Here is a 19,899-nt window from a genome sequence, read left to right on the forward strand (position 1 = left end):
TGAAATTGCAGATTAGAAACGATACGTCAGGCTGACGGCAACGATATCATCGTTGGCCAGTTTCAGTTTGTTATCGTCGCTCAGCTGGTTGATTTGATAATCGACGTAGGTGTACATATTTTTGTTGAAGTAGTAAGTCGCCCCCACTTCCACGTATTTCACCAGGTCGGCATCACCGATCCCTTCGATATCCTTGCCTTTGGACTGCACGTAGGCCACGGAAGGACGCAGGCCGTTCTCGAATTGATACTGAGCCACCACTTCGAAGTTTTGTGTTTTATTGGCGAAGCCGGAAGTGCCGTTGACGCTGATCGGCGTCATGTTACGGGTTTCGGCATACATCGCAGCCAGGTAAACCTGGTTGGCGTCGTATTTCACCGCGGTGGTCCAGGCGGTAGCGCTGTCACCCTTGCCATACTGCAGCGCTTTCTGAGCGCTGGTGCGGTTGGAATCGGAGAACGCCGCCGCTACGCCGATGCCGGAACCGCCGATATCCTGGTAGTCCAGAGACAGGCCGTAACCGTCGCCGTTTTGCTTGGTCACGCTGCGGCCGTCACCGTCGTTTTTACCCTGATACTGCACAGCCAGGTTCAGGCCTTCCACCAAACCGAAGAAATCACGGTTGCGGTAGGTGGCCAAACCGTTGGAACGGGCGGTCATAAAGTTATCGGTATAGCTGTAGGAGTCGCCGCCGAATTCCGGCAGCATGTCGGTGTAAGCCTCGGCGTCATACACCACGCCGTAGTTACGGCCGTAGTCGAAAGAACCGTAGTTGCCGAATTTCAGCCCCGCGAAGCCCAGACGCGTTTTGGTGCCGGCGGTGCCCTGCGCTTCGTCGTGATTGGCCTGGACGTTGTATTCCCACTGGCCGTAGCCGGTCAACTGGTCATTGATTTGCGTTTCGCCTTTGAAGCCCAGGCGAACATAGGTCATATCACCGTCGTTGGACTTACTGTCGCTGAAATAATGCTTGGCGTTAACGCGGCCGTACAGGTCGAGTTTATTGCCATCCTTATTGTAGATTTCAGCCGCGTTGGCAAAGGAGGTGATCGCCCCGAGGGCGACAGCTAAGGCTAATACACTGCGTTTCATCATTTATTTTCCTAGATATTATAATTAGAACCCTGCCCGTCACGCCCAATTTATAATTTGGGCTGTGATTTTATCTTTTGGTATTTTATGAGCTCCCCTAATGCCGGGGTGATGTGACATTAGCATCATGAATCAAAACTTAAAATCAAAAAGTTCATGAAACAACGAGGAGAAAGCATGTTTATGTGTAACTAAATATTACAAAAAAGAAATCACTCAACCCATTGAATATAAGAATTTTTTATCACATAAGTTATAACCAAAACGGTGCAACGCACCATTATAGTGCAATTCAGTTTCGTTTTGCGTGCTTTCTGCGCGATTCAAAAGTAACAACAAGATTAGCATGGTTATTAAAAACGTTACTTATTTCACATTTTTATCTTAACAAACTCACCAGGCAATTAAGGCTTTCAGATAACGACCTGACACTGCCTTCTATTCATTCGCATAAAGACGCGGATTAGTAACGAATAAAATTCGCCTTACGGGAATAAAAATAGCGGGAAATAGCAGATTAAAATAATGAAAGGAATAACGGCGGCGCGCTGACGGCGCCACCGTGGATAAATCAATACAGCGTAGAGCGGGAAACTTCGCTCAACAACATGCCGGCACGCAGGCCCAACGCCACGCTGGGGTTAGGGAACAATATCCACGCCCCCTCCTGGCCCACGCGATAGTCCTCCTGCGGCTGCTCGCACAGCAACATACCCGGTTGCAGTTCGGTGAAGTTGGCCGTGTCATCGTCCAGATGCAGTTTGAAATCTTCGCTGTGCTTGATCAACGAGTGCATCACACGAAAAACCCGAATCTCGGCGCCCGCACGCGCCGGCAGCGCCCCTTCGCTGACCGCCGCCCGCAGAGCGCGATCGATGGCGGCAAACTGCTGCAGATCATTGCTGCCGAACGGCCGCGCCTTACCCAGCTCGAGCGTACAGCTCGCCGCATTGAGATGTTCGCTGGAGTAATGGCTAAAAGTCCCGCCCGGCGCACTGTGTACCACCAACGCATCCAGATCGGCGGCATCCAGCAACTTCAACATCGGCTCACTGTACGGGCGTTTCTGAAAGGGCAAAATGCCGAAACGTGGCAAACGCGATTCACGGATGGCGGTGTGCAAATCGTAATGGAAACGCGCCGCCTGCTCTCCATCGAAAAAGGCGGCGAGCGCACGCTCCAACTGCTGCGCGCGCACGGTTTCGCCACTGGCGGCGAAGTTGCGGTAGCGGCCGCCGAACATGCGGTTCATGTCGCTGTGCAGATAACGCTTGCCGGCCCGCATCGCCGCCGGGTTGCCCAGCACCACCAACAGTCGCACCGTCAGCGGCAACCGGCCGGCAAGGAGATCGCCGACCAGCTGATTGAGCAGTTCAATCGGCGCGGTTTCATTGCCGTGCACGCCCGCCGACATCACCATCGCCTGGCGGTACGGCTGTCGTGGCGTAAGCTCCAGCACCCCTTCCCCCTGCCAGCGCCACCGCAGCTGCGGTGTTTCACCTTGCCATTCGACGGGTTCGGTCCCTTCCAGCGTCAGGGGCAGTAGATCGATCATGCTGCCTCCCTTAGCGTTGGAACGGATAAATGGCGCCGAGACCGAGGATCGACGTCAGCGCATCCAGCGCCTCGCGCCCTTCGCGCAGCAGCAGCGGATCGGCCAGGTCATCCTGCGTCAGGCGGTCGCGGTAATGACGATCGACCCACTCGTTCAACGTTGCGAACAGCCGATCGTTCATCATCACGCGCGGATTGACCGCTCTCAACTCTTGTTCGTTGAGCGCCACCCGCAACCGCAGGCAGGCAGGGCCGCCGCCGTTGCGCATGCTTTCACGCAGGTCGAACACGCGGATTTCATCGATAGGGCCGCCGCTGCCGACCATGTCGTTGAGGTAACGCCACACGCCGGCGTGCTGACGCGACTCCTCCGGCACCACGATCATCATCTTGCCGTTCGGTTTGGTAAGAATTTGGCTGTTGAACAGATAGGTCGCCACCGCGTCCGCTACCGAGACGCGCTCTGTCGGCACTTCGATCGCCACCAGCTCGCTGTCCAGCGTCGCCATCTTGCGGCGCACTTCATCCAGCGCCTGTTGCTGGCGGTAAAACGCCTGCTGATGATGGAACAGCACGTTCTGGTTGCTGACCGCAATCACGTCGTTATGGAACACGCCCTGATCGATCACCGCCGGGTTTTGCTGCACGAAGACCGTATGCTGTTCATCCAACTGGTGCAGGCGAGCGATCGCCTCGCCGGCTTCGCGCGTCTGGCGCGCCGGATAACGCGCCGGCGCCGTTTCGCCGCCGAACTCCTGACGCCCATAGACGAACACCTGCACGCTGCGCCTGGCGTAGTCGCCGCCCAAACGGTTATGGTTGGCCGCCCCTTCGTCGCCGAACAACGCCACCTGCGGCAGCGCCTCGTGGTGGGCGAAATGCCGATCGTCGCTGAACATCGCCCGCAAAACGTCGGTGGTGGTTTCCGCTTCGATGGCGCGGTGGAATTTGTTGTTCAGGTTGGCGGCGGTGAAGTGCACCTTGCCGTCGGCGCTGTCCGCCGAAGGCGAGACGGTGGCCGCATTGGCGGTCCACATGCACGACGCCGAGCTGAGCGCCGACAGCAAGCGCGGCGACTGACGCATCGCCTGCGCCAGCACCGCCTCATCGCTGCCGCTGAAACCCAGGCGACGCAGCATCGGCAAATGCGGCCGATCCTGCGGCGGCAAGACCCCTTGCTGGAAACCGAGATCGGCCAGCGCCTTCATTTTCAGCAGACCCTGCTTCGCCGCCAGCTTCGGGTTCGATACGCTGTTTTGATGCTGCGTCGACGCCTCGTTGCCGAACGACAGCCCGGCATAGTGGTGCGTCGGCCCCACCAAACCGTCGAAATTGACTTCATATCCTGACATGTTCATCCCCTGGGGATAGCGTGCGGCAGCGCCATTGCGCCGCCGCAGACGATTAACGGAACGACAAGCCCGGCGAGAGCGTGGCCGGCAGCGACAGGCTTTCGCTTTCCAGCGAAGCCATCGGCCAGGCACAATAGTCCGCCGCATAGAAGGCGCTTGGGCGATGGTTGCCGGAGGCCCCCACGCCACCGAACGGCGCCGCGCTGGACGCCCCGGTCAGCGGCTTATTCCAGTTGACGATGCCGGCGCGCGCTTCCAGCAACAGCCGCTCGAACAGCTCGCGCTGCGGCGAGACCAGCCCCACCGACAGGCCGTAGCGCGTCTGGTTGGCGAGCCGCAGAGCCTCGTCGAAATCGCGGTAACGCACGATGGTGGTCAACGGCCCGAAGTACTCTTCGTCCGGCACGCCGGCCACGCCGGTCAGCTCGATGATGCCCGGGCTGAGCAGCGAACTGCCCGGCTCCAGCAGACGCATGGCCAGCAGCGATTTGCCGCCCAGCGCCAGCAAGCGCTGCTGCGCTTTCAGCATGTTTTCCGCCGCGGCAGCCGACACCACCCCGCCCATGAACGGCTGCGGTTCGGCATCCCAACGGCCGACGCGCAGTTCGCCCGCCACCTGAACCAAACGCGCGATAAAGGCATCGCCTTCCGCCCCTTGCTTCACCAGAATGCGACGCGAACAGGTACAGCGTTGACCGGCGGAGATAAACGCCGACTGGATAGCCAGGTTGACCGCCGCGTCGCGATCCTCGAAACCGTCGACGATCAGCGCATTGTTGCCGCCCATCTCCAGCGCCAGGATCTTCTCCGGCTGCCCCGCCAATTGGCGATGCAGGTGATAGCCGGTGCCGGCGCTGCCGGTAAACAGCAGACCGTCGATATCCGCACTGGCCGCCAAGGCTTCGCCGGTTTCGCGGCCGCCTTGCACCAGATTGATCACCCCGTCCGGCAGACCGGCCTGCAGCCACAGTTTCAGGGTCTCCTCGGCGGTCAGCGGCGTCAGCTCGCTCGGCTTGAATACCACGCAGTTACCGGCCAACAGCGCCGGCACGATATGGCCGTTCGGCAGATGGCCGGGGAAGTTGTAAGGCCCGAATACCGCCAGCACGCCGTGCGGACGATGGCGCAACACCGAAGCGCCGTCGGCCATCGCCGTCTGGCTAAATCCGGTGCGCGTCTGATAGGCCTGCAGCGAAATGCCCACCTTGCCGATCATCGCCTGAATTTCGGTCAGCGTTTCCCAGCGCGGCTTGCCGGTCTCGCGGCTGATGGTTTCCGCCAGCGACTGTTTGTGTTCTTCCAGCAAGGTGGCGAAGCGTTTCACCAGCTGTTCACGCTGCTCGAACGGCGTGCGCGCCCAGGCGGGGAACGCGGCGCGCGCAGCTTCGCAGGCGGCGGCGACGTCATCGGCGTCAGCGGCGTTGGCGCGCCACAGCGGCTGATTGCTGACCGGGTCGGTCTTGCCAAACTCGGCGCCGCGGCCCTGCCGCCAGACGCCATTAACCAACAGAGCAGGATGGGACATCATGCTTTCTCCTGTGCAATAAGGGGGAGCACCCGCACCGGGCTGCCCTGCTCGACGCCCAGCGCCGCGGCGGTGGCGGCGTTGATATGCAGGCGGTCGTCATACAGATCGGCATTGACCAACAGTGCGCGGTAATTCTGATAGTTGTCGTTGGCCACCAGATGCACCGGCGCATCGGCGCGCATCGGCGTGTCATCCAGCACCACTTTCACCAGGCGGCTCTGCTTCACCGCGCGGATATGGTCGATCTCCGCTTCCAGCGTCGGGCCGCCGTCGAAGATATCGACGTAGCCCTGATAACTCAGGCCTTCCGCCTCCAGTAGGCGGCGCGCCGGCAGGGTTTGCGGGTGCACTTCGCCAATCACTTTCTGCGCATCTTCGGCCAGGAAATCGACATACAACGGGTGTTTCGGCATCAGCTCGGCGATAAACGCCTTTTGCCCGGTGCCGCTCAGGTAGTCCGCCTTGGCGAACTCGATGGAGAAGAAACGGTGACCGACGCTCTCCCAGAACGGCGAACGGCCGTTTTCATCGGAGAAACCGCGCATCTCGGCGATCAGACGCCGGGAGAAGCGTTCACGGAACGCGGCGATAAACAGGAAACGCACCTTCGACAGCAGCTTGCCGTTCTCGCCGTGGCGATAATCCGGATCGAGGAACAACGTACACAGCTCCGAATGGCCGGTATGGTCGTTGCTGAGGAACAGCGTCGGCACCGATTTATAGACGTTCAGCTGTTTGGAGGCGTGCACCTGCGTGCCAACGCGGAAGCTGTACCAGGGTTCCGCCAGGCCGACGGCCACTTCAATTGCGCAGACCCCCACCGCCTGCCGGCGCTCGCTGTCTTCCAACACGAACAAATAACACTGGTCACTTTGCGGAAGTTCGCCTTGCCAGGTTTTTAACGCCCGCTCAATGCGCGCCGACAAGGTATCTTCATTCTGCGGCAGTGAAGTGAGACCGATGCCGGATTTACCGGCAAGCGTCAGTAAATCCGCCAGATCGCGACGCTCTATAGGGCGAATAATCATCATAATGCGAACCTCTTCTGAATCAGGCTGCGCCGGTGAAGGCGCAGCCCGCTGATTAGCTGCAAATGCGCGCCACGGCGCGCGCGAATCGCGCCAGCCCCTCTTTCACATCCTGCTCAGGGATGATCAGCGACGGCGTGAAACGCACCACGTCCGGACCGGCGATCAGCGCGATAACGCCTTCTTCGTTGGCCAGTTGGGTGATCTGCTTCGCTTTGCCGGCATAATCTTTCTTCAATTGGCAGCCGATCAGCAAACCGCCGCCGCGGATCTCGGCGAAGATCGGGTACTGACGGTTGATATCGTTCAACCCGTCGATGAACCACTGGTGACGTTGTTTGACGCCTTCCAGCACTTCCGGCGTGTTGATGATGGAGAACACTTCCCCCGCCACCGCCGTCGCCAGCGGGTTGCCGCCGTAGGTGGTGCCGTGGGTGCCGACGCCCAGCGTTTTCGCCAGCGCATCGGTGGTCAGCATCGCGCCGATCGGGAAGCCGCCGCCCAGCGCTTTGGCGGTGGTCAGCACGTCCGGCACCACGCCGTACTGCATGTAGGCATACAGATGGCCGGTGCGGCCGACGCCGGTCTGCACTTCGTCGAAGATCAGCAGCGCGTTATGACGATCGCACAGTTCACGCAGCCCCTGCAGGAAACTGGCCTCCGCCGGCAGCACGCCGCCCTCGCCCTGAATAGGCTCGACGATCACCGCGCAGGTGCGATCGTTGATAAGCTCGGCCGCTGCGGCCAGATCGTTATACGGCGTATGGGTGATGCCGCCCGGCAGCGGCGCAAAATCCTGCGAATATTTCGGCTGGCCGCCGGCGGAGACGGTGAACAGCGTGCGGCCGTGGAACGCGTTGTTGAACGCCACAATCTGATCTTTACCGGCGCCGTGCTGGTCGTGCGCGTGTTTACGCGCCAGTTTCAGCGCCGCCTCGTTGGCTTCTGCACCCGAGTTACAGAAAAACACCTTGTCGGCGAAGGTGGCGTCGATCAGTTTTTTGGCCAGACGCAGCACCGGTTCGTTGGTATAGCCATTGCCCAGATGCCACAGTTTGCCCGCTTGCTCCACCAGCGCCGCCTTGACCGCCGGGTGCGCATGGCCCAACGCGTTAACCGCGATGCCGCCGGCGAAATCGATATAAGACTTACCCTGTTGATCCCACACCTGCGAGCCTTCGCCACGCACCAGAATAAAATCGGCAGGGGCATAAACCGGGACCATCCAGTCATCGAAAGACTGGCGGGTAACTGCGATTGGCTGTTCCATAGTGACCTCATAATCTCAGCAAAGGCTGAATTTTGACTGTAAGGGCCGCTCAAGCTCGGTTAGACCGCCACAATGCAAAAAAACCGTTGTTCAAAGCCGACTTTCGCGGCGGAGAAAATGCTGTCCCTTACCGCTGATTTAGAAACAAATCTGTTACATAAAATCGGTTTTTCACTATTTATGGCGTATATCCGGTCCCTGAGCGGGGAGTAAATGTTAACGAGCAGTTAAAATACATGTCGTTTGATAAAGAGTGTAGAGCAGCTATCGTGCCAAAACGGGATTTTTGCCGGATTTGGCTATTTTTTACGTTAAAACAACGGCTTATAATGAATATTTATTCATTTTCTATGCATTGGTAATGCATAAATTAAAAAATAAGGCCTAAAATCATCATTGCGTGCGAAATCCTATTCAATTACGAAAAACTTCAGGATTTCTGATCGGGCTCGCAAAAATAATTTCCCCCAATTTGCTCGCTATCACACTTTTTGCCCCCATCGGGTGCAGCGGCGCGCCAGCATGGTGCAACGCGGCAGCGACGCAGAGGCGCCACCCGCCATACTCGCGAAAAAGGAGCCGCGCTGACCGCGGTTCCTGCTTTGTACGCCAGCGACTACACTGTGATCCTGACCGCCCCTTCTCTTCTGCGCACAAGGAGCCACCATGCCCAAGAAAACCGTCGATCTCAGCCAGCCGCACGCCCAACACGACATCCGCGCGTTTCTCGACGCGCTGAATGCCGGTGGCGGTAAACCCATGGAGCAGATGAAGCCCAAAGAGGCGCGCAGGGTTTTGGAGGACGTGCAACGCAGCGTCGAGGTGCCGCTGCGCGAGGTGGAAATCAGCGAGAAAACCATCCACGTTGAGGGCCAGGATATTCTGCTGCAGTTGGTGCGGCCGGCCAGGGTCAAGGAGGCGTTGCCGGTATTCATGTTCTTTCACGGCGGCGGCTGGGTGCTGGGCGATTTCCCCACTCATGAGCGGCTGGTGCGCGATCTGGTTTACAGCTCCGGCGCGGCGGCGGTATTCGTCAACTACCCCCGCTCCCCGGAAGCGCATTACCCTCAGGCGATTAATCTGGCCTACGCCGCCACGGAATGGGTGGCCGAGTACGGCGAAAAAATCAACGTCGACGGTTCACGGCTGGCGGTGGTCGGCAACAGCGTCGGCGGCAATATGGCAGCGGTGGTCAGCCTGATGGCCAAAGAGAAAGGCATACCGGCGCTGCGTTGCCAGATCCTGCTCTGGCCCGTCACGCACGCCCACTTTGATACCGATTCCTATCATCAGTTCGCCGAAGGCCATTTCCTGACCCGCAACATGATGAAGTGGTTTTGGGACAGCTATGCGCCCGATAAGGCGCAGCGCAAAGAGATCTACGCCTCGCCGCTCAACGCCACGCCGGAACAGCTGCGGGGCTTGCCGCCGGCGCTGGTGCAGACCGCCGAGCTGGACGTGTTGCGCGATGAGGGGGAAGCTTACGCGCGTCTGCTTGACGCCGCCGGCGTCGAGGTCACCGCCACCCGCTACAACGGCCTGATCCACGATTACGGCCTGTTGAATCCGCTCGCCCACGTCCCGGCGGTGCATTCGGCGATCCACCAGGCCGGGCGCGCGTTGAAGCACTACCTGTCCTGACGCTAGCCAACCACGTGGCAAGCCACCTGATGGCCGGGCGCCACGCTGCGCAGATGCGGCGCCTGTTCACGGCATTGCGCCGTGGCCAGCGGACAGCGGGGATGGAAACGGCAGCCGCGCGGCGGGTTGGCGGGATTGGGCGCTTCGCCCCCGGCCACCCACGCCGGCGAACGGTGCGCATCCAGCGTCGGCACCGCCGCCAACAAGGCCTGCGTGTAGGGATGCAGCGGTTGGCGAAACAGCGAATCGCGGTCGGCGCTCTCGACGATCTGCCCCAGATACATCACCGCCACGTCCTGGCACAGATGCTCCACCACGCCGAGATCGTGCGAAATAAACAGCAGCGTCACCCCCTGCCTTTCCTGCAAATCGGAAAACAGATTGATGATCTGCGCCTGAATCGACACGTCGAGCGCCGATATCGGTTCATCGGCGACGATAAATTCCGGTTGCAGGATCAGCGCGCGTGCGATGCCGACGCGCTGCCGCTGGCCGCCGGAAAACTCATGTGGAAACCGCCCGTAATGCTGCGGCGACAGCCCGCAGATCGCCAGGGTATCGAGCACCCGTTCGCGCAGTTCTGCCTTGCTTGCCAGGCCATGCTGCAACAGCGCTTCGCCGATGGCGTCACCCACGCGCAGACGCGGATTCAGCGAGCTGTACGGATCCTGAAACACCAGCTGCATTTTCGGCCGCAGGGCGCGCAGCGCGTCTTTGCTGAGGCTGTCCAGCGCCTGCCCTTTGAACATCACCTCGCCGGCGGTTTTATCGTGCAGGCCGAGCAGCGTGCGGCCGACGGTGGTTTTGCCACTGCCGGACTCGCCCACCAGCCCGAAAACGCGGCCCTTGCGAATGCTGAAGCTGACGTCGTCCACCGCCTTCAGCTGGCCGGTGGTTCGCCCGAACAGCCCGTCGCGCAGCGGGAAATATTTCTTTAATCCTTTCACTTCCACCAGGGGTTCAGTCGACATTCAGGCGCCCTCCCGCGTTGAGGAAGCAGGCGGATTGGCGCTGCGGTGTGCCGTACAACGGCGGGATACCGTCGCGGCAGCGCGCGGTGGCCTGCGCGCAGCGCTCGGCAAACGCACAGTGTTCAGGCAGCCGTGCCAGATCCGGCACCTGGCCGGGAATGGAGTACAAACGGCGACGCCGCTGCCCCGGCACCGGCCGCGAGGCGATCAGCCCCTGAGTATAAGGGTGCCGCGGTTCGGCCAGCACTTCCCGCGTCGTTCCCTGCTCGACGACGCGCCCGGCGTACATCACCGCCAGCCGATCCGCCATTTGTGCGATCACCCCAAGATCGTGGGTGATCAAGATCATCGCCATATTGTGTCGCCGGCTCTGCTCGCGCAGCAACGCCAGGATTTGCGCCTGTACCGTGACGTCGAGCGCCGTGGTCGGTTCATCGGCGATCAGCAGCGCCGGACGGCACCCTATCGCCATGGCGATCATCACGCGCTGCAGCATGCCGCCGGAAAGCTGGTGCGGGTAGCAGCGCATCAGCGCCTCCGCGCGCGCCAACCCCACTTCCTCCAGCAGTTGCACCGCCTGACGCCAGGCCGCTTTCGGCGACAGGGCCAGATGACGAATCAGCGGCTCCAGCAGCTGTTCGCCGAGCGTCAGCACCGGATTGAGCGCGCTCATCGGCTCCTGAAAGATCATCGCCAACCGGTTGCCGCGCAAATCAGCCATCTGCGCCGCCCGCAGCGACAGCAGGTTTTGTCCTTCAAAACGAATCTCGCCGCCGTCTACCTGCGCCAGCGGCTGCGGCAACAGCCCCATCAGCGCCATGGCGGTCACGCTTTTGCCGCAGCCCGATTCGCCGACGATCCCCAGCGTTTGCCCGGCCTGCAGTTCCAGGCTGACCTGCTGCACCGCCCGCACCGGCCCCTGCTCGCCCTGAAACGACACCGACAGTCGGTCGAACGCCACCAGCGGTTGACTCATCGTGTTACTCCGTTCATTTTCGGATCGAGCGCGTCCCGCAGGCCGTCGCCCAGGATATTGATCGCCACCACGGTGACGAAGATAGCCAGCCCGGGCGGCATCCACAGCCAGGGCCGGCGCTGAAAGTCGATCAGGCTGTTGGCGGCGTCCATCATGTTGCCCCACGACGGCGTCGGCGGCACCACGCCCAGCCCGAGGTAACTCAGCGCCGATTCGCTGAGGATGGCGTTAGCCACCGCCATGGTGGCCACCACCACCAGAATCGGTACGGTGTTGGGCAACAGATGGCCGAAAAGGCGCCGCCGAGTGGAGAGCCCCAGCACTTCGGTGGCCAGCATGAAATCCCGCTCGCGCAGCGACAGGATCTGGCCGCGCACCAGCCGCGCCAATGACGGCCATCCCAACAGGCTAAGCATGATCATCACCATGTAGATGCGGTAGTCCGGCGACACGTCGAGTTCGGTCAGCATCGCGCCCATGATGATCAACAGCGGCAGGCCGGGAATGGTCATCAGCAGATCGGCGAAGCGCATGATCAGCCGGTCCGCCACGCCGCCCAGATAACCGGAAAGCGCCCCCAGCACGTAGCCTAGCGTCACCGACAGCAACATCGACACCAGGCCGATGGTCAGCGATATCCGCCCCGCCAGCAGCAGCCGGGTGCAGATATCGCGACCGAGAAAGTCGGTGCCCAACCAGTGCGCGCCGCTCGGCGCCTGATTGATATTCAGCACATCGCCGGCATCGTCGCGCCAAGGCGACAACGACGGCCCAATCAGGCACAGCAACGCCAACAGCACCAGCAACGCCAGCGAAATCATCGCCGGCCGGTGGCGGCGCAGCCGTCGCCAGGCCTGCGCCGCGGGCGGTGGCGACAGTTGCGCCAGCGCCGGCAGTTGCGCCTGGCGCCAGCGGCGACGGCGGCCGAAAAACAACGTAGCCAACATCGTGTTACCTCAAGCGAATGCGTGGATCGGCGTAGGCGTACAGAATGTCCGCCAGCAGATTGCCGAGAATGGTCAAGGCGGCCAGAAACAGCGTGAACCCCATCAATACCGGGTAATCACGCGCCGCCAGCGAATCGATATGGATGTGTCCGGCGCCCGGCCAGTTGAAGATTTTTTCGGTGATCAGCGCGCCGGAGAACAATCCCGGCAGCTCGAACCCCAGCAGGGTGATGATCGGCAATAGCGCATTGCGCAGCGCGTGTTTGAGGATCACCGTTTTCTCCCTGAGCCCTTTGGCGCGCGCGGTGCGAATATAGTCCATGCGGATCACCTCCAGCATGCTGGCGCGGAAATAGCGCGTCAGGCTGCCGGCCTGCAGCATCACCAGCGCCAGCACCGGCAACAGCAGGTGCGCCGCCACCTCCAGCGCCCAGGCCAGCCCGCTCGCCTCGCTGCCGGTGCGCAGCATGCCGCCCGCCGGCAGCCAGTGCAGATCGACGGCGAACCATTTGATCAGCAACAGGCACAGGAAGAACGTCGGAAACGACATGGCGGCGAACACCGCCACGGTGATCAGATGATCGAACAGCGAATAGGGTTTCATCGCCGAGATCACTCCCACCGCCAGCGCGATGCCCCAATACAACACCATCGCCACCGCCGCCAGCAGGAACGAGTTCCAGATGTATTGGTTCAGCAGCGTGCTGACCGGGATCTGGTACTGCAGTGAAAAGCCGAGGTCGCCCTGCAGCAGGCGGCCAAGCCAGTGCAGATAGCGGCTGAACAACGGCTGATCCAGCCCGTACAGCGCCCGCAGCTCGGCGGCGCGTTGCGCGGTCAGATTGATGTTGCCGTCGATAAAATCGCCGGGCGCCAGGGCGAAAATGCAAAAAATCAGCAAGGAAGCCAACAGCAGCATCGGGATCGTCTGCAGCAGGCGGCGCAGGATAAAATTTCTCATCGCGGGTTCCATCGCCGCCGCCCGGAATGGCGCGGCGGCGTCAGGGCGTTACGGCGCCGGTTTGACGTTCGGCAGGCTGCCGACCAATCCGTTGTAGATATCCGGTTTAAAGCCGGTGACGCGCGCGCTGCTGGCGCTCAAAATCTCGCGGTTGCCGAGCAGGATCACCGGCGGATCGTCCGCCAGCACCTGATACAGCTGGTGGTACAGCGGCTTGCGCTGCGCGATATCCAGCGTGGCATTGGCTTTGGCGATCAGCGCGTCCACCTGCGGGTTGTGATAGCCGGTCTCGCTCTCGCGGCTGATGAAGTCGCGTACGCCGTCGTGCGGATCGTTCAGCGTGCTGGTGCTGAGAGACGCCAGGTCGTAATTGCCCGCCTTGCGCTGCGCCAGCAGCGCGTTGAAATCCAATACCTGCGGTTTCAGCACCACGCCGAGCCGGCGGTAGTTATCCTTGGCGATCGGCACCAGCGCGTCGTTGATCAGCTTTTTGGTCACCAGCAGCGTCAGCTCCAGCTTTTTACCGTCTTTCTGCCGGATGCCGTCCGCCCCCGCCTGCCAACCGGCCTCGTCCAACAGCTTTTTGGCCTTATCGAGATCGTAAGCGTAAGGATTGATGCCGTTCGCGTCATAGGCCCAGGAGATCGGCGAAATCGGCTGGTTGGCGACTTTGCCGTAACCCTGATACACCACGGCGATCAGCTTTTGCCGATCCAGGCCGTAAATCAGCGCCTGGCGCACCCGCTTGTCCTGCAGCGCCGGGCGCTTGAGGTTGAAGTCAATGCGGCTGTAATCGCTTGAGCTGTAAAGGTTGATATTGGCGAAGCCGAGCAGCTTGAGCTGTTCGATATCGTCCGGCTTGGCGGTAAAGGCGTCGTAGTCGGTCTCACCGGTCTGGAACAGCTGGAAGTTGGTGGCCGGGTTGGTGACGCGGTAGATAAAGCGCGCCATCGGCGGCGTACCGAGGTAGAAGTTCGGGTTGGCGTGGAAGCGGATCTCCTGCCCCGGCACGTACTTGTCGTAAATATAGGGGCCGTTGCCGAGCGGTTTGCCGTTCAAGGCGCGCACGCCGTCGAGCTTGCCCCGCTGATAGTCTTTGCCGTAGTAAGCCCGCGACAGCACCGGGCCGCCGATCAGTTGCAGCGTGGTGGCGCCCGGTTGCGTGGTGACGATCTGAATGGTGCGATCGTCGATCACCTTCAGGCCGCTGATGCCGGCGGCGGTGCCGTTTTTATACTCGGCGCCGCCCTGAATGTGCGCCGGCGTGATGTCAGTGTCGCCGTCATAGGCCGGATCGTGCAACAGCGTCAGGGTAAAGGCGATATCGTCGGCCTTCAGCGGCGAGCCGTCGCTGTAGACCAGATTCGGCCGCAGCTTGATGGTGTAGGTCAGATTATCGGGGCTGACCTGCCAGGACTCCGCCAGGCGTCCTTCCGGCTTGCCCTGGCTGTCCAGGCCGATCAGGCGGCTGAAGATCACGTCGGTGACGTTCTCGTCCCAGCCGTTGGTGAACAGATACGGGTTGAAAATCCCCTGCGGTTCCGAGATGCCCGCCACCACGGTGTCTTTGCGCAGCTTGGCGGCGGCCGGCACCCGGCTGACGTCGCTGGCCGGCGTGATGCCTTCGGCCAGCGTTTCCGCCTGCGCGCCGGCGCTCAATCCCAGCGCGCAGATCAACGCCAGCGGCGTCAACCGATAACGCAACAGTTTGTTTAGCTTGTTTTTTATTCTACTCACCCACTGCCCCTCGTCTACCCGTTGATAAAAATGTGACAAAATTTATCGCAGAGTAATGGGCGGCTGGAGGGCTGTCTAACAACGAAACCGGCATTCCATTGCCGAAAAAAGCATTATGAATTTTTCTGGGGCGAAGCGGCGTGAAAAACGCGGCTCAACCGGCCGCCGCCAGCCCCCGGATAAGTTTGGCTAAGGTTTTGATCGCCTCTTCAAAGCGGTCATTCCATTCAAAAGAGGCGTTGAGACGGAAGCAGTGGTTGAAATGGTCGCCGGTGGTGAACATGCGCCCCGGCGCGATGCTGATACCCCGGGAAAGGGCCCGCCGGTACAGCTCCATCGACGACAGCGCCGGATCCAGCTCCAGCCACAGGAAGTAACCGCCGTCGGGCTGGCTGACCTTTACCGTCGGCGGGAAATGGTGGGCAATCGCCTGACGCATCGCGCTTTGGCGCTGGGCCAGCAGGCGGCGCAACCGCCGCAGGTGGGTGTCGTAGCCGCCGTGCAGCAGATAATCCGCCAGCGCCATCTGGGTCGGCACGCTGGTGGAAACGGTGCTCATCAGCTGCAAACGCTGGATCTGCTGCGCATAACGCCCCGCCGCCACCCAGCCGACGCGAAAGCCCGGCGCCAGGCATTTGGAAAACGACGAGCAGTGCAGGATTTGGCCGCCGCTGTCGAGCGCCTTGGCCGGCAGCGGCCGTTCGGCGCTGAAGTACAGCTCGCCGTAGACATCGTCTTCGATCAGCGAGATCTGCCGCTCGCGCAGCAGCGCCACCAGACGCTGTTTGTTGGCCTCCGGCAGGGTGGCGCCCTGCGGGTTCTGGAAGTGGGTCATCAGCCAGCAGGCTTTGATCGGATACTGCTCCACCGCCTGCTGCAGCGCGTCCAGATCGATGCCGTCCTGCGGATGGGTGGCGATCGCCACCGCCTTCAGCCGCAGCCGTTCCAGCGCCTGCAGCGCACCGTAAAACGCCGGCGACTCGATCGCCACATAGTCGCCCGGTTGGGTCACCGCCTGCAGGCTGAGGCTGAGCGACTCCATCGCCCCGGCGGTGATAACGATTTCGTCCGGCGCGACCTGCATGCCGCTCAGCGCATAGCGTTGGGCAATGTGCCGCCGCAGCGCGTCGTTGCCCGGCGGCAGGTTAGCCAGCGAACTGTGCGGCGTGAATTTGCGCGCTACGCTGCTCAGCGCCCGCGCCAGCTTCGGCTGGGCGAACAGCGTGGCGTCGGGAAAGGCCGAACCGAAAGGCACGATGTCCGGATCCTTGCAGGCCTGCAGCACGTCAAAAATAAAGGCGTTGATGTCCACCTGCTCGCTCAGCAACAGTTTCTCGCCGCGCGAAGGCTGAGGCAGCGGCTGCGGACGCGCCGCCACGTAGTAACCCGACTGCGGCCGGGCGACGATCCACCCCTGGCTCTCCAGCAGTTGGTAAGACTGCACCACCGTCATCAGGCTTAATCCGGCGCGTTTGCCGCTCTCGCGCAGCGAAGGCAGCTTGTCGCCCGCCCGCCACACCCGGTTCTGGATCTGTTCTCTAATCTGCTGCGCAAGCTGCTCGTATCGGGTCATAACCATTAACTGTTATATGAAAAAGTAAAATAACTGTCACTATTATAGTCACTGTACTTCGTGATTAACTTCACGCCAAGCTTTTCACATAAAAATGACAGCTATACTCAAGAGGTTAATTTATGTTCAACCCTAGGAGGCGCCATGCTGGGTCTTGATGCACTGGAACTCGCCAGAATACAGTTCGCCTTCACCGTGTCTTTCCATATCATCTTCCCCGCCATCACCATCGGCTTAGCCAGCTATCTGGCGGTGCTGGAGGGATTATGGTTGAAAACGCACAATGAAGCCTATCGTGAGCTTTACCATTTCTGGTCAAAGATTTTCGCCGTTAACTTCGGCATGGGCGTGGTTTCCGGGTTGGTGATGGCCTACCAGTTCGGCACCAACTGGAGCTTCTTCTCCGAGTTCGCCGGCAGCATTACCGGGCCGCTGCTGACTTATGAAGTGCTGACCGCCTTCTTCCTCGAAGCCGGTTTCCTCGGCGTGATGCTGTTCGGCTGGAACCGCGTCGGCCCAGGGCTGCACTTCTTCGCCACCTGCATGGTGGCGCTCGGCACGCTGATCTCCACCTTCTGGATCCTGGCCTCCAACAGCTGGATGCAGACCCCGCAGGGACACGAAATCATCAACGGTCAGGTGGTGCCGGTCGACTGGCTGAAGGTGATCTTCAACCCGTCCTTCCCGTATCGCCTGCTGCACATGTCCACCGCCGCCTTCCTCTCCTCGGCGTTCTTCGTCGGCGCGTCGGCCGCCTGGCACCTGCTGCGCGGCCGCGATACGCCGGCGATGCGCAAGATGCTGTCGATGGCGATGTGGATGGCGCTGATCGTCGCGCCGGTGCAGGCGCTGATCGGCGATGCGCACGGCCTGAATACGCTGAAACATCAGCCGGCGAAGATCGCCGCCATCGAAGGCCACTGGGAAAACCCACCGGGCGAAGCCACGCCGCTGATCCTGGTCGGTTGGCCGGACATGCAGCGTGAAGAGACCCGCTTCAAGCTGGAGGTGCCCTATCTCGGCAGCCTGATCCTGACGCACAGCCTGACCGAGCAGGTGCCGGCGCTCAAATCCTTCCCGCCGGAAGATCGCCCCAACTCCACCGTGGTGTTCTGGTCGTTCCGCATCATGGTCGGGCTGGGCATGCTGATGATCCTGGCCGGGGTGTGGAGCCTGTGGCTGCGCTGGCGCGGCGGGCTCTATCAGTCGCGCCCGTTCCTGTACTTCATTCTGTGGATGGGCCCATCCGGACTGCTGGCGCTGCTGGCGGGCTGGTTCACCACCGAGATCGGCCGCCAGCCGTGGGTGGTATATGGCCTGCTGCGCACCAAGGATGCGGTCTCCGCGCACGGCGATCTGCACATGAGCATCAGCCTGCTGGCGTTTATCATCGTCTATTGCTCGGTATTCGGCGTGGGCTACTCCTACATGATGCGCCTGATCCGCAAAGGGCCGCAGCCGCATGAGCACCAAGAAGACAATACCGAGGGCCGCCCGGCGCGTCCGCTGTCCGCGGTCAACGACACTCTGGACGACAGGAGCTGAACATGGGTATCGATCTTCCGCTGATTTGGTTTGTGATCATCGTGTTCAGCACCATGATGTATGTGGTGATGGACGGTTTCGATTTGGGCATCGGCATCCTGTTTCCGTGGGTGAAAGAGAGCGGCGATCGCGATCTGATGATGAACACCGTCGCCCCGGTGTGGGACGGCAATGAGACCTGGCTGGTGTTGGGCGGTGCGGCGCTGTTCGGCGCCTTCCCGCTGGCCTACTCGGTGATCCTCGACGCGCTGGCGATCCCGCTGACGCTGATGCTGATCGGGCTGATTTTCCGCGGCGTGGCCTTCGAGTTTCGCTTCAAGGCGACGCCGCAGAAGCGCCATATCTGGGACAAAGCGTTCATCTGGGGCTCTCTCTTCGCCACCTTCAGCCAGGGGGTAGTGGTGGGCGCCGTGATCAACGGTTTCCCGGTCGAAGGCCGCACCTACGCCGGCGGCGCGCTGGACTGGCTGACGCCGTTCGCGCTGTTCTGCGGGCTGGGGCTGGTGGTAACCTACGCCCTGCTCGGTTGCACCTGGTTGGTGATGAAAACCGCCGGCGATCTGCAGGCGCGCATGTATTACCTGGCGACGCCGCTGCTGGCGATCCTGTTGCTGGTGCTGGCCGCAGTCAGTATCTGGACGCCGATCGCGCATCCGGAAATCGCCGCCCGCTGGTTTACGCTGCCGAACCTGTTCTGGCTGCTGCCGGTGCCGCTGCTGGTGCTGCTCAGCGCCTGGGGCATTCAGCGCGGGGTGAAACGCGGCGCGCACTACTCGCCGTTCATGCTGACGCTGTTGCTGGTGTTCCTCGGCCTGAGCGGGCTTGGCATCAGCATCTGGCCGCACCTGATCCCACCGGCCATCAGCCTGTGGGACGCCGCCGCACCGCCGCAAAGCCTCGGCTTTATGCTGGTGGGCGCGCTGTTCATCATCCCGATCATCCTGGTCTACACCTTCTGGAGCTACTACGTGTTCCGCGGCAAGATCAGCCATGAGCACGGCTATCACTGAGGAGGGAGGACGCTATGCAAGATAAAACGGCAGCCGCCGCTCCGGCACCCTGGTGGAAACGCATCGGTTGGCTGGTGATCATCTGGAGCGCCAGCGTGCTGGGGCTGTTCGTGGTCGCCTCGCTGTTCCGCCTGCTGATGACCGCGGCGGGCATGAAGTCGCATTAACGCGGCGCCTTATCTGGCCGCGCTGTTGGGAAAGTAAAAAGAGACCACCAGCGTGACCAGCGGCAAGGCGCCGATCTTCACCAGCTCGAACACTTGACCGAGCGCTTCGTTTTTGTCCCAATACGCGTGGGCGGCGAATACGCCCACGCTGACCGCAAATATCCCGCACAATACCTGGCGCGCCAGGCGCAGCCGCTCCATTTCGTCGAAGACCAGCGAAGGATCCAAATACAACCTTTCAGCATCGAGCTGCAGGCGCTCATGTTGCGGCTTCATGGAAAAATCCCCACCACCACGGCGACTGCCTCCAGCCCCTCGTCGCTTTCACGCACGATACCGAGGCGGGAACCATCCTGTTTCATCCACTCACGGTCGGCAATCGTCATTAAAGCAAACGCCAGGCGTATGACGTCGGTTTTGGCCATCCCGTGACGCCGGGCAATATCGTTCAAACTGTCGTCGATTTCATTGGATAACCGAATCGGTAAACTCCGCATACTCCACCTCCTGTGGCCGTTGATTCACCGGGGGAAAGTCTACTGGAAGG

The 19,899-nt window shown here is 61.1% G+C and carries 18 protein-coding genes; 4 read left to right on the top strand and 14 right to left on the bottom strand.

Annotation, left to right across the window (positions count from 1 at the left end; genetic code table 11):
• Positions 1 to 12: 12 nt before the first annotated feature.
• The 6 genes from ACJ8IJ_RS02200 to ACJ8IJ_RS02225 all read right to left on the bottom strand — a co-directional run bounded on the left by ACJ8IJ_RS02200 (position 13) and on the right by ACJ8IJ_RS02225 (position 7,824).
• The gene (locus ACJ8IJ_RS02200; RefSeq protein ID WP_015378171.1) at positions 13 to 1,095 is read right to left on the bottom strand and encodes a porin OmpC; all 1,083 of its coding nucleotides are present in this window, start codon (positions 1,093 to 1,095) and stop codon (positions 13 to 15) included.
• 568 nt (positions 1,096 to 1,663) lie between these two features.
• Complete coding sequence (gene astE, locus ACJ8IJ_RS02205) at positions 1,664 to 2,647, bottom strand: succinylglutamate desuccinylase (protein WP_160125567.1); 984 nt, start codon at positions 2,645 to 2,647, stop codon at positions 1,664 to 1,666.
• Positions 2,648 to 2,657: 10 nt separating this feature from the next.
• Positions 2,658 to 3,998 (bottom strand): N-succinylarginine dihydrolase, encoded by a 1,341-nt coding sequence (astB, locus tag ACJ8IJ_RS02210; protein ID WP_442518222.1) that lies wholly within the window; start codon positions 3,996 to 3,998, stop codon positions 2,658 to 2,660.
• 52 nt (positions 3,999 to 4,050) lie between these two features.
• Positions 4,051 to 5,523, bottom strand: coding sequence for a succinylglutamate-semialdehyde dehydrogenase (gene astD / locus ACJ8IJ_RS02215; RefSeq protein WP_275095984.1), 1,473 nt, complete (start codon positions 5,521 to 5,523; stop codon positions 4,051 to 4,053).
• Positions 5,523 to 6,557 carry an arginine N-succinyltransferase gene (astA, locus tag ACJ8IJ_RS02220; protein ID WP_004934585.1) on the bottom strand — a complete coding sequence of 345 codons (1,035 nt, stop codon included), beginning with the start codon at positions 6,555 to 6,557 and terminating at the stop codon, positions 5,523 to 5,525. Before astA ends, astD begins: the two co-directional genes overlap by 1 nt.
• Before the next feature lie 52 nt (positions 6,558 to 6,609).
• Complete coding sequence (locus ACJ8IJ_RS02225; RefSeq protein WP_015378175.1) at positions 6,610 to 7,824, bottom strand: aspartate aminotransferase family protein; 1,215 nt, start codon at positions 7,822 to 7,824, stop codon at positions 6,610 to 6,612.
• 666 nt (positions 7,825 to 8,490) lie between these two features.
• Here ACJ8IJ_RS02225 and ACJ8IJ_RS02230 point away from each other — a divergent pair.
• Positions 8,491 to 9,465 (top strand): alpha/beta hydrolase, encoded by a 975-nt coding sequence (locus ACJ8IJ_RS02230; protein WP_442518223.1) that lies wholly within the window; start codon positions 8,491 to 8,493, stop codon positions 9,463 to 9,465.
• 2 nt (positions 9,466 to 9,467) lie between these two features.
• Here the strand turns inward: ACJ8IJ_RS02230 and ACJ8IJ_RS02235 are convergent, their stop codons facing one another.
• The 6 genes from ACJ8IJ_RS02235 to ACJ8IJ_RS02260 all read right to left on the bottom strand — a co-directional run bounded on the left by ACJ8IJ_RS02235 (position 9,468) and on the right by ACJ8IJ_RS02260 (position 16,630).
• Positions 9,468 to 10,436: an ABC transporter ATP-binding protein gene (locus ACJ8IJ_RS02235; protein ID WP_015378177.1), complete on the bottom strand. Its 969-nt coding sequence runs from the start codon at positions 10,434 to 10,436 to the stop codon at positions 9,468 to 9,470.
• Positions 10,426 to 11,412 carry an ABC transporter ATP-binding protein gene (locus tag ACJ8IJ_RS02240; RefSeq protein ID WP_197753217.1) on the bottom strand — a complete coding sequence of 329 codons (987 nt, stop codon included), beginning with the start codon at positions 11,410 to 11,412 and terminating at the stop codon, positions 10,426 to 10,428. Before ACJ8IJ_RS02240 ends, ACJ8IJ_RS02235 begins: the two co-directional genes overlap by 11 nt.
• Positions 11,409 to 12,359: an oligopeptide ABC transporter permease gene (opp4C, locus tag ACJ8IJ_RS02245; RefSeq protein WP_004934600.1), complete on the bottom strand. Its 951-nt coding sequence runs from the start codon at positions 12,357 to 12,359 to the stop codon at positions 11,409 to 11,411. The genes ACJ8IJ_RS02240 and opp4C overlap by 4 nt, the downstream gene beginning before the upstream one ends.
• A gap of 4 nt (positions 12,360 to 12,363) precedes the next feature.
• Positions 12,364 to 13,320, bottom strand: a complete 957-nt coding sequence (locus ACJ8IJ_RS02250) for an ABC transporter permease (protein ID WP_004934604.1) — start codon at positions 13,318 to 13,320, stop codon at positions 12,364 to 12,366.
• 48 nt (positions 13,321 to 13,368) lie between these two features.
• Positions 13,369 to 15,024 carry an ABC transporter substrate-binding protein gene (locus ACJ8IJ_RS02255; protein ID WP_442518393.1) on the bottom strand — a complete coding sequence of 552 codons (1,656 nt, stop codon included), beginning with the start codon at positions 15,022 to 15,024 and terminating at the stop codon, positions 13,369 to 13,371.
• Between the two features lie 187 nt (positions 15,025 to 15,211).
• Complete coding sequence (locus ACJ8IJ_RS02260; protein WP_004934613.1) at positions 15,212 to 16,630, bottom strand: aminotransferase-like domain-containing protein; 1,419 nt, start codon at positions 16,628 to 16,630, stop codon at positions 15,212 to 15,214.
• A 144-nt stretch (positions 16,631 to 16,774) separates the two neighbouring features.
• On the opposite strand from ACJ8IJ_RS02260, the gene ACJ8IJ_RS02265 reads away from it, so the two are divergent.
• Genes ACJ8IJ_RS02265 through ACJ8IJ_RS02275 form a run of 3 tightly spaced genes read left to right on the top strand, consistent with a single transcriptional unit; the run spans position 16,775 to position 19,352 of the window.
• Positions 16,775 to 18,175 (top strand): cytochrome ubiquinol oxidase subunit I, encoded by a 1,401-nt coding sequence (locus ACJ8IJ_RS02265; protein WP_004934615.1) that lies wholly within the window; start codon positions 16,775 to 16,777, stop codon positions 18,173 to 18,175.
• A 2-nt stretch (positions 18,176 to 18,177) separates the two neighbouring features.
• Complete coding sequence (cydB, locus tag ACJ8IJ_RS02270) at positions 18,178 to 19,185, top strand: cytochrome d ubiquinol oxidase subunit II (protein ID WP_004934617.1); 1,008 nt, start codon at positions 18,178 to 18,180, stop codon at positions 19,183 to 19,185.
• Positions 19,186 to 19,199: 14 nt separating this feature from the next.
• Complete coding sequence (locus ACJ8IJ_RS02275; protein WP_004934619.1) at positions 19,200 to 19,352, top strand: DUF2474 domain-containing protein; 153 nt, start codon at positions 19,200 to 19,202, stop codon at positions 19,350 to 19,352.
• Between the two features lie 9 nt (positions 19,353 to 19,361).
• Here ACJ8IJ_RS02275 and ACJ8IJ_RS02280 read toward each other — a convergent pair whose 3' ends face one another.
• Both ACJ8IJ_RS02280 and ACJ8IJ_RS02285 read right to left on the bottom strand, forming a co-directional pair.
• Positions 19,362 to 19,628 carry a hypothetical protein gene (locus tag ACJ8IJ_RS02280; protein ID WP_049186247.1) on the bottom strand — a complete coding sequence of 89 codons (267 nt, stop codon included), beginning with the start codon at positions 19,626 to 19,628 and terminating at the stop codon, positions 19,362 to 19,364.
• Positions 19,625 to 19,849 carry a hypothetical protein gene (locus tag ACJ8IJ_RS02285; RefSeq protein WP_004934623.1) on the bottom strand — a complete coding sequence of 75 codons (225 nt, stop codon included), beginning with the start codon at positions 19,847 to 19,849 and terminating at the stop codon, positions 19,625 to 19,627. Before ACJ8IJ_RS02285 ends, ACJ8IJ_RS02280 begins: the two co-directional genes overlap by 4 nt.
• Positions 19,850 to 19,899: the final 50 nt, after the last annotated feature.

This window comes from Serratia sp. CY40230, assembly GCF_052168835.1.
Taxonomy (GTDB): Bacteria; Pseudomonadota; Gammaproteobacteria; order Enterobacterales; family Enterobacteriaceae; genus Serratia; species Serratia nematodiphila.

What these genes read in the sequence shown, in the direction of transcription:
- ACJ8IJ_RS02265 (WP_004934615.1), top strand. Translation starts at nt 16,775, where the DNA reads ATGCTGGGTCTTGATGCACTGGAACTCGCCAGAATACAGTTCGCCTTC.
- ACJ8IJ_RS02285 (WP_004934623.1), bottom strand. Translation starts at nt 19,849, where the DNA reads ATGCGGAGTTTACCGATTCGGTTATCCAATGAAATCGACGACAGTTTG.
- astD (WP_275095984.1), bottom strand. Translation starts at nt 5,523, where the DNA reads ATGTCCCATCCTGCTCTGTTGGTTAATGGCGTCTGGCGGCAGGGCCGC.
- ACJ8IJ_RS02240 (WP_197753217.1), bottom strand. Translation starts at nt 11,412, where the DNA reads ATGAGTCAACCGCTGGTGGCGTTCGACCGACTGTCGGTGTCGTTTCAG.
- astA (WP_004934585.1), bottom strand. Translation starts at nt 6,557, where the DNA reads ATGATGATTATTCGCCCTATAGAGCGTCGCGATCTGGCGGATTTACTG.
- ACJ8IJ_RS02235 (WP_015378177.1), bottom strand. Translation starts at nt 10,436, where the DNA reads ATGTCGACTGAACCCCTGGTGGAAGTGAAAGGATTAAAGAAATATTTC.
- ACJ8IJ_RS02260 (WP_004934613.1), bottom strand. Translation starts at nt 16,630, where the DNA reads ATGACCCGATACGAGCAGCTTGCGCAGCAGATTAGAGAACAGATCCAG.
- ACJ8IJ_RS02200 (WP_015378171.1), bottom strand. Translation starts at nt 1,095, where the DNA reads ATGATGAAACGCAGTGTATTAGCCTTAGCTGTCGCCCTCGGGGCGATC.
- astB (WP_442518222.1), bottom strand. Translation starts at nt 3,998, where the DNA reads ATGTCAGGATATGAAGTCAATTTCGACGGTTTGGTGGGGCCGACGCAC.
- ACJ8IJ_RS02250 (WP_004934604.1), bottom strand. Translation starts at nt 13,320, where the DNA reads ATGAGAAATTTTATCCTGCGCCGCCTGCTGCAGACGATCCCGATGCTG.
- opp4C (WP_004934600.1), bottom strand. Translation starts at nt 12,359, where the DNA reads ATGTTGGCTACGTTGTTTTTCGGCCGCCGTCGCCGCTGGCGCCAGGCG.
- cydB (WP_004934617.1), top strand. Translation starts at nt 18,178, where the DNA reads ATGGGTATCGATCTTCCGCTGATTTGGTTTGTGATCATCGTGTTCAGC.
- ACJ8IJ_RS02280 (WP_049186247.1), bottom strand. Translation starts at nt 19,628, where the DNA reads ATGAAGCCGCAACATGAGCGCCTGCAGCTCGATGCTGAAAGGTTGTAT.
- astE (WP_160125567.1), bottom strand. Translation starts at nt 2,647, where the DNA reads ATGATCGATCTACTGCCCCTGACGCTGGAAGGGACCGAACCCGTCGAA.
- ACJ8IJ_RS02230 (WP_442518223.1), top strand. Translation starts at nt 8,491, where the DNA reads ATGCCCAAGAAAACCGTCGATCTCAGCCAGCCGCACGCCCAACACGAC.
- ACJ8IJ_RS02225 (WP_015378175.1), bottom strand. Translation starts at nt 7,824, where the DNA reads ATGGAACAGCCAATCGCAGTTACCCGCCAGTCTTTCGATGACTGGATG.
- ACJ8IJ_RS02275 (WP_004934619.1), top strand. Translation starts at nt 19,200, where the DNA reads ATGCAAGATAAAACGGCAGCCGCCGCTCCGGCACCCTGGTGGAAACGC.